Annotated in this window: 5 protein-coding genes; 4 read left to right on the top strand and 1 reads right to left on the bottom strand. The window is 65.2% G+C overall.

Annotated features, from left to right (window positions below):
- Positions 1 to 61 precede the first annotated feature (61 nt).
- Complete coding sequence (locus ACPYN4_RS14585) at positions 62 to 895, bottom strand: hypothetical protein (RefSeq protein WP_424446768.1); 834 nt, start codon at positions 893 to 895, stop codon at positions 62 to 64.
- 256 nt (positions 896 to 1,151) lie between these two features.
- Between ACPYN4_RS14585 and ACPYN4_RS14580 the strand changes: the two genes are divergently transcribed.
- The 4 genes from ACPYN4_RS14580 to ACPYN4_RS14565 are packed head-to-tail and all read left to right on the top strand — an operon-like array spanning position 1,152 to position 7,778.
- On the top strand, positions 1,152 to 2,609 hold the full coding sequence (locus tag ACPYN4_RS14580; protein WP_239279730.1) for a DUF3375 domain-containing protein: 1,458 nt from the start codon (positions 1,152 to 1,154) through the stop codon (positions 2,607 to 2,609).
- On the top strand, positions 2,606 to 3,259 hold the full coding sequence (locus tag ACPYN4_RS14575) for a DUF4194 domain-containing protein (protein WP_239279729.1): 654 nt from the start codon (positions 2,606 to 2,608) through the stop codon (positions 3,257 to 3,259). The genes ACPYN4_RS14580 and ACPYN4_RS14575 overlap by 4 nt, the downstream gene beginning before the upstream one ends.
- A complete protein-coding gene (locus ACPYN4_RS14570) occupies positions 3,256 to 6,594 on the top strand; it encodes an ATP-binding protein (protein WP_424446767.1) in 3,339 nt (1,112 codons plus the stop codon). The genes ACPYN4_RS14575 and ACPYN4_RS14570 overlap by 4 nt, the downstream gene beginning before the upstream one ends.
- Positions 6,591 to 7,778 carry a Wadjet anti-phage system protein JetD domain-containing protein gene (locus ACPYN4_RS14565; protein WP_239279727.1) on the top strand — a complete coding sequence of 396 codons (1,188 nt, stop codon included), beginning with the start codon at positions 6,591 to 6,593 and terminating at the stop codon, positions 7,776 to 7,778. Before ACPYN4_RS14570 ends, ACPYN4_RS14565 begins: the two co-directional genes overlap by 4 nt.
- The last annotated feature ends 87 nt before the right edge of the window (positions 7,779 to 7,865 follow it).

Here is a 7,865-nt window from a genome sequence, read left to right as displayed (position 1 = left end):
TCCTAGCCATCCCTTGGATTCTCGCTTCCCCAGCGCCGTGCTGGAATCAGCGTGTCCAAGATCAGGGGTCAAGCGCCCCGGCAGCTAGCGCTGCACGAGTCATCATCCGATCGATTCGAAGCTGCAGCGAGTTGAGGGCCGCTGACGGATCCGCCGCGACAATGTCGAGCGTCACCGTGCGAGTGTCGATGATCGTCGTCAGATCGAACTCCCGGGCGTTCTCCGCCCCCTCAAAATCCGCCTGTACCGCGCTGTAGAGAGCGGCCGAGAGAGCATCCTCCCAGCGGGCAGCACGACCCAGGTGCGTTGACGCGACGACGAATGAATAGGTGCGCGGCGGGTGCCGCAGGTTGCGCGCCGCTTCCCGCGCCAACCCCGCAACTCCAAGCGAGTCGCCCCGATCGACGATCCATCCGCGGAGGTGCGTCCGGCTATATCCGAGGCTTCTCAGGTGGGTGACGATAGACCGCGCGGCGAGCTCAACAGTCGCCTCCGTAAGGCGACCGTCTTCGAGAAAGACGGCCCAGTTGCGGAGGTAGTCACGGTCGATGCGCGTTCGCCACTGCTCCACGCGACCGCACGCATTGCGAGACTCTGCGGTGTCCTCGGCCTTGATCTTCTTGATGTCGACCAGGACCTGGCTTCGGAGCGTGTCCTTGCCAATACCAGGATCTGAACTGACCACCCGCACGGCATCGCTTCTGACATCGTTTAGCGCGTGCTCGGTGCTGAGTGTGCCGCTCCACGTGTTGCGGGCGGCCTCGACCAGTTCGTCAAGTGTCGTCACGCATGCGACTGTCCACAGTGCGCGCTGCCAGCGGCTCGATGGGTCCGTCAGCTCTTCCATGCGGGCCAGCACACGGGCTTGCAGCTGCTGTTGTGTCGCCTCGGCCATGACTGCTACCCTAGGCGCAGGGCCTTAGCCCTTCGATCATCATAGAAAGCCGTGACCCTCGGGTCACGGCTTTCTTGCTCGATGAGTGCATACCCGCACCACGTACCCCACAGCCAGCAGGCGAGCACGCGGCCACCCCGTATCGACCAACGTCAAGCCTTCGGCGTCGGTCAGGATCCCACTGCCGACACGAAGTGCCATGCGTCCGTGGGCGGTTCGGGCCATCGGTGTCGGTGGGAGACACCAAGATGGGCGCATGTCTGTGCTCAGCACCGCCCTGGCCGTAAGACGGCTCATCGAGGAGAACCCGATGCTCACGATGCTCCGCGCGGATCGGCTGCCGATCATCGCGGCGACGCTCGGCGAACATCTGGGTTCTCCGGGCGCGAGGATGCCCGCGGACGACTTGCACGAATTGATCGACGCGGACCTTGAGGTGTTGCGCGACCACTTCGATCTCGGGGAGAAGAACGCGAAGCACTTCTGTGCGGATTGGCGTGCGACTGGGATCCTTCGGCGCAGGCCTGCAAGCTCGGCGCGTGGCGAGACCTATGAGCTGGAGGCGGCCGCCTATGACGCGCTTCGCATCCTTGGCGAGCTGGAGGCGCCCCGTTCAACGGTTACGGAGTCTCGCCTGGTGAGCCTCGCCACGGCGTTGCATCAGCTGGCGATCGACACCGACCCTGATGCGAACACGCGTTTGGTCGCGCTGAAGGCGCAACGCGACCAGATCGATGCGGACATCAGGCGTATCGAGGGTGGGGATGTCGAGCCTCTCGACGAGCGTCGCGCGAGGGAGCGCGTCGAGGACGCGCTGATGCTCGCCCAAGATTTGCCCGCAGACTTCGCGCGGGTACGGGCGCGGTTCGAGCAGATCAACCATGACCTGCGTGCGAGCATCCTGAACACCGATGGCTCGCAGAGCGCGGTGTTGGATGACGTATTCCGCGGCGTCGATCTCATCGAGCAATCCGACGAGGGTCGCACGTTCTCGGGATTCTCGGGCCTGCTGACCGATCCGGAGCGGTATGCGAGGTTGGACGCAGACATCGCCGCGATCCTGGATCGCGACTTCGCTGTGGACCTCGAACCCACGACGCGGCGGGCGTTGCGAACCCTCCTGCCCGACATGAAGTCCGCGAGCCGCGAGGTGCAGAGCGTGCTGACCGAGTTCGCGCGTGGACTGCGGAGGTATGTGCACTCGCAGGAGTTCCAGCGGGACCGCGCGCTGCGAAATCTCATCCACGAAGCTCTCGCCGCCGGTTTGACTGCTCGGCAGAAGATCAAACCCTATGCCGAGGTGGGCCTCGAGCAGGAGATTTCCGCGATGCGGATGTCCAGCGGCGCGGAGGTGGTCGCGCACGACCCATCGGAGTACGACACTGGTGCGGCACTGGGAGATGCAGAGCCGGGCACGATCGATTTTGCGGCGCTTGCCGCCATCGCACGGGAGAGCGAGATCGACTTCGCAGAACTGGTCGGCAGCGTGAATGAGACGTTAGACGCGCTGGGTCCCGCCACAGTCGGCGCGGTGCTGGACCGCCACCCCGCGACCCAAGGGCTCGCGAGCGTGCTCGGGCTGTTCTCACTGGCCACCAGACAGGGCCGCGTCGACGAGACGCATCTCGAGGAGGTGGCGTGGCTGGGCCCTCATGGTCTGCTGCGTCGGGCGTCGGTACCGCGTCACGAGTTCACGGGGAGGGTCGAGCTATGACGGATGGTGACACGGGGGCCGGTCGGCCGCCGCTGTGGAGTGGCGACATCGGTGGGCTGACTGAGCAGTCGCGACGCGCGCTCTTGGAGGTGTTGAAGGGTCCGTATCTCTCCGGCAGGCAGCAGCCGAAACTGTGGGCGGCGTTGCGCGCGGATGAGCGCGAGATCCGCTCCCGCCTGCACGACCTGTTTCTGGAGCTCGTTGTTGACGACGTCGACGAGTTCGCGTTCGCCCGGAAGATCCGCACCGACGAGCTGGATGTCCCGAGCGCCCTGCGCACGGAGAAGCTCCTATTCATCGACACCGTGATGCTGCTGGTTCTTCGACAATTGCTGCTCGCTTCTGCGGGACGTCGGGTCATCGTCGGGCAGGAGGAGATCTACGAGCAGCTCGCGGTATACCGAAGCGATAGCGACGAGTCGACCTATCGGAAGAATCTCAACGCAGCATGGGGGCGGATGGCGAATAGGTACCGCGTGCTCCACGCCGCCGGCGACGACCGTGTTGAGATCTCGCCAATGGTCAAGTTCATGCTCGACGAGGAGCAAGTGCGAGCCATCACCGCCGTGTATCGCGAAATCGCCGCAGGCGACAGCGGAATTGACGCGACGAGTGCGGACTCGGACGACCGCGAGGAGTTCGTCGCATGACCGACATCCTGGCGGCTCTAGATGCTGTCGACGGATTCGACTCTCACCTGGGCCAGTGGCGCCTGACCGGGATGCAGGTCGCAAACTGGGGCACCTTCGACGGCCAGATCTACACGATCCCCATCTCCCGCAAAGGGCATCTCATCACAGGACCGTCCGGCTCGGGGAAGTCATCCCTGCTGGACGCATACGCGGCCATCATGACCCCTGACAAATGGCTCCGCTTCAATGCGGCCGCGCAAGGCGCGGCCGCACGGGACGACGATCGCGGCCGAATGAGTTACGTCCGGGGCGCCTGGTCGCGCACCACAGACGAGTTCGAGGACCGGGTGGTCAGCGCATACCTGCGTCCGACAGCGACATGGAGCGGCATCCTGCTGCGCTACGAGAACGAGGTCGACAGACCGGTGACGCTGTGCCGGCTCTTCTTCGCCAAGGGGACATCGTTGTCGAAAGACGACCTATCGGACCTCTGCCTGATCGAACGCGGAGACATCAACCTGCGTGACCTCGAGCCGTTCGCACAAGGCGGGATCGAGGCTCGGAAGGTGCAGGCGCAGTGGCCGGACGCCGTGGTGACCACCACCAACAAGCACCAGCGGTTCTACGCACGCATGCGGTCGCTCCTCGGCATCCCGCAGGAGGAAGCCCTTCACCTGCTGCACAAGACCCAATCCGCGAAGAGCTTGGAGAGCTTGGACCAGCTGTTCCGCGACTTCATGCTCGAGAAGCCCGCTACGTTCGACCTGGCTGCCAACGCCGTCGAGCAGTTCGGGGAGCTCCGCGACACACACGATCACGTGGTTCAACTGCGCAAGCAGCGAGAACATCTGCTGCTGCTTCGCGCCGCGTCCGAGGCATTCGATGCTGCGGCGGACGCAGCCACCGCGGCAAAAGCCCTCGGAGACGCGGTCGATCCGTATCGACGGCGGCGCATGCTAGATCTCGCGCGCGGCGAGCGTCTCACTCTCGATGAGCAACTGATCGGCCAGCGAGCCGACGCGGCAGCCGCAACGGCATCAGCGAAGCGAGCCGCAGAGGACTACAACGTCGCTCAGCGACGGACGATCGAGGTCGGCGGCGGCGACGTCCAGCACCTCAAGCACCGGATCTCCGCAGCCCGCGATCTGGTCCAGCAGACCGAGTCGCGCTTCGAACGATTCGCTGAACGACTCAGGACGGCGGGAATCAACGACACACCCACCGATGCTTCGGGGTTCGCCGAGCTGCAGATGCAGATCACCCGAATGCTCGAGGCGGGCGCGGAGGCGCCAGGCGCCACCTGGGAGCAGCAGAGTGCCGCGTCGGAGGCGCGCCGCCGAGTCAACAAGCTCGAGGCGGCGCTGGCCGCGCTGGACACCGGCTCGACCGTGCCAGGGGACCTTCTCCTGGTGCGTCGGTTGCTGTGCAAAGCGACGGGTCTGTCCGCGGCGACCCTCCCGTTCGGGGGCGAGCTCATCGATGTGCGACCCGAGTTCGAGGCATGGACGGGCGCCATTGAGAGGGTGCTTCGTCCACTTGCACTCACCATGCTCGTGCGCAGCGAGCATCTTGCGAAGGTCCGCCAGTGGGTGGATCTCCACGCGGTGGATGCGCATTTGGTCTACGAGGAGGTGTCTGCGGTCGCCCCGCCAGCGAGGCCCGCACGGACGCCTATTTCGCTGGTGAACCGGGTGACGGTGGCCGAAGGTCAGTACGGGGCATGGTTGGCGGGTGTGCTTTCTGAGCGGTACGACGTCGCTTGTGTCGATAGCCCGGACCACATGGATGACCACGTGCGGGCGGTCACGATCAACGGGCAGATCAAGACTTCGCGCACACGCTACGAGAAGGATGACCGGTTCGAGCTGGACAACCGTGCACGATGGGTCCTCGGCAACCACGAAGCCAAGCGAGCAGCCCTGGAGTCACAGCTCGAAGAGGCGCGTGAAGCACGCACGGCCGCGGAAGCCGTTGTGACCGCGGCCGTGCAGCTGCGGGATGACGCTATGACTCGAATCGCCACACTGAAGTCGGTGCACGAGTTCACCTGGCAGGAACTCGACACGGCGGTCGTCCGTGCCGACCTCGACGGCCTGGAGCGCAATCTCATCGACTTGGCAGAAAGGGACAGCGACGTGAGCGCAGCCACTGCTCACGAGCAGGAAGCACTAGAGGCGCGTGACGCAGCGGAAGAGATGTCCCGGGAGGCTGACCTCCAGCTTCGTCAGAGCGAGGAGCGGCATCGCGAACTCGCGATCGTGATCGAGTCCTTCGAACGCGAGCTCAAGGCGGGGCTCATCCCGGAGATCGATCCGGCAATCACCACCGAATTGGACCAGAGATTCAGCGCCGTGCAACGACACATCACCCGCTCGGACATCACCGACATCGCGCAGAAGGTGGGTGCAGCACTAGGCGGTGAACGAGACCGGGCGATGGACGCCCAGACGAACGCCGGCAACGAGATCACAAAGCTCGTCACCGCCTTCACCGACCACTGGCGTGCGGCATCGACAGCAGCCGACCTGGTCCCGAACATCGGTGGGCGGCGAGGCTACCTCGACCTTCTGGATCAGATCGAGGCGCACGGGCTGCCGAACTACGAGGCGAAATTCCTCGAGCTTCTGCGCGAGCGATCCCGCGCGCTCATCGGCGACCTCGTCAACGACATCCTCGGAGCGCCACGCGAGATCGAGGAGCGAGTGCTCCCGATCAACCAGTCGCTGCGCCGATCTTTGTTCGACGACGGACGGTTCCTGAAGCTCCGGGTGAAGACCCGCCGCAGCGACACCGTCGCCCGGTTCATCAAGGACCTCCAGAGCATCTCGGCGGGCAGTTGGGCCGAGGACGACCTCGACAGCGCGGAGAGGAGGTTCGAGACGCTCGCTGAGCTCATGCGCCGGTTCGCCTCTAGCGACCATGTCGACAAGTCCTGGCGTACGCAGTGTCTCGACACCCGGTTGCATGTGACCTTCCTTGCCCAGGAGATCGACGAGCATGACCGTGTACACGCGACCTACGACTCGGGGGCCGCGATGTCAGGTGGGCAGCAGCAGAAGCTGGTGGTGTTCTGCCTCGCGGCGGCATTGCGGTACCGGCTCGCGGATACGGACGACGTTCGCACCACGTTTGGCACGATCGTTCTCGACGAGGCGTTCGATAAGGCGGACACCCGATACACGCGCATGGCCTTGGATGTGTTCGTGGAGTTCGGCTTCCAGCTGATCCTGGCCACGCCGCACAAGCTCCTGAAGACGATCGAGGAATACGTGGGCGCGGCGACCCAGATCGAGAACCCCACACGGCGCCAGTCCCTGATTCGCGACGTGCAGTGGAGCGAGGAACCGGGATGATCACCGTCGCCGAGGCGCGGCGAATCGCCACCGCGAGGCTCAGCACCAAGCAGAGCGTGTGGGCGGCGGCGGTCGAAGCGCCGGTCACGGGCCACGCAGAGCCCGTGCTCAAGATTGTCCTGCGTCCGCCGACGGAGAAGGCCGCGCTTGGCGATCAGGTCGAAGCGGAGCGGTGGGCGCGCGAGTGGGCTGACGTCGACGACGTGCAGCCGGTGGAGGTCGAATGGGAGACGCGCTCCTGGTCCAGCATCGGCCGCCAGCGCATCCCCGTGCGCGCCTGGCTGCCGACGGCGGACGCCGTCGCGGCGTTCGCCGGTGGGGAGCCGCAACGCACATGGAAGCGCCTGAGCGACCGGGCTCGCGCTGTGATCGCACGCCTGGACGGATCGGAAGAAGTGCGCGCAGCGATCCGCAAGCACTCTTCAGACCTGTGTTCGTTCGACGAGGATCGCTTTCAGACCGTCCTGGAAGTGTCGGAGTGGCTCGTGGAGAACCCCGTGCGAGGGCTGCGGCCACGCCAGCTGCCGATCCGCGGCGTGGACACGAAGTGGTTCTCGGCGAACCGCAGCATCGTTACCGACCTCGTCTGCGCTTTGACCGGCCGAACAGACCTCGGCATCATCGACGCGGAGAAGTTGATCCGGGTGAAGATACTCGACAACCGGGTCGCTGGCGATGGGCCCACCGACTTCGCCGGATCCGCCCCGGAACTGGGCCGGCTGACCTACCGGCCCGAGGCTGTGTTCGTGTTCGAGAACCTCGAATGCGTGCTGGCGATGCCGGAGTGGCCCGGAGCGATCGTCGTCCACGGCGGAGGCCACGCCATTGACGTCGTGCGTGCTCTGCCCTGGGTACAGAGTTCGCCGGTCGTCTACTGGGGCGACATGGACTCACACGGGCTCGCGATTCTGCACCGGCTGCGCTCGGCCCACACGCGCGTGACGTCGGCCCTGATGGATGTTGATACCCTCCTCGCCCACCGTGACCTTTGGATGAAGGACGCCAAGCCAAACCGCGGCACGTTCGACACACTCACTGAGGAGGAGCGCGCCCTTCTTGAGCGCCTGCGAGATGAGGGCGACCCCATGATGGAGCAAGAGCGGATCCCATGGGAGGTTGCGCTTGCCGAGTTGCGGATCGCGTGGCGCACAGCGACTTGCCGGGCGTTCTCGCCCGGTGTCTGAGCGCCGAACCTCGGTGTGAGCTCGCGCACGGAGCAATCAACTGGTCCAATGCGAGGAGATCACGCTCCCCCGCCTTGGCGGGCGCCA

It is taken from the genome of Microbacterium sp. CH-015 (assembly GCF_049707015.1).
Taxonomy (GTDB): domain Bacteria; phylum Actinomycetota; class Actinomycetes; order Actinomycetales; family Microbacteriaceae; genus Microbacterium; species Microbacterium aurum.
The sequence above is the reverse complement of the archived record's forward strand: the minus strand, read 5'-3'. Positions and strand labels throughout refer to the sequence as shown.

Coding starts and splice junctions, on each gene's coding strand:
- ACPYN4_RS14585 (WP_424446768.1), bottom strand. CDS start 895: ATGGCCGAGGCGACACAACAGCAGCTGCAAGCCCGTGTGCTGGCCCGC.
- ACPYN4_RS14580 (WP_239279730.1), top strand. CDS start 1,152: ATGTCTGTGCTCAGCACCGCCCTGGCCGTAAGACGGCTCATCGAGGAG.
- ACPYN4_RS14575 (WP_239279729.1), top strand. CDS start 2,606: ATGACGGATGGTGACACGGGGGCCGGTCGGCCGCCGCTGTGGAGTGGC.
- ACPYN4_RS14570 (WP_424446767.1), top strand. CDS start 3,256: ATGACCGACATCCTGGCGGCTCTAGATGCTGTCGACGGATTCGACTCT.
- ACPYN4_RS14565 (WP_239279727.1), top strand. CDS start 6,591: ATGATCACCGTCGCCGAGGCGCGGCGAATCGCCACCGCGAGGCTCAGC.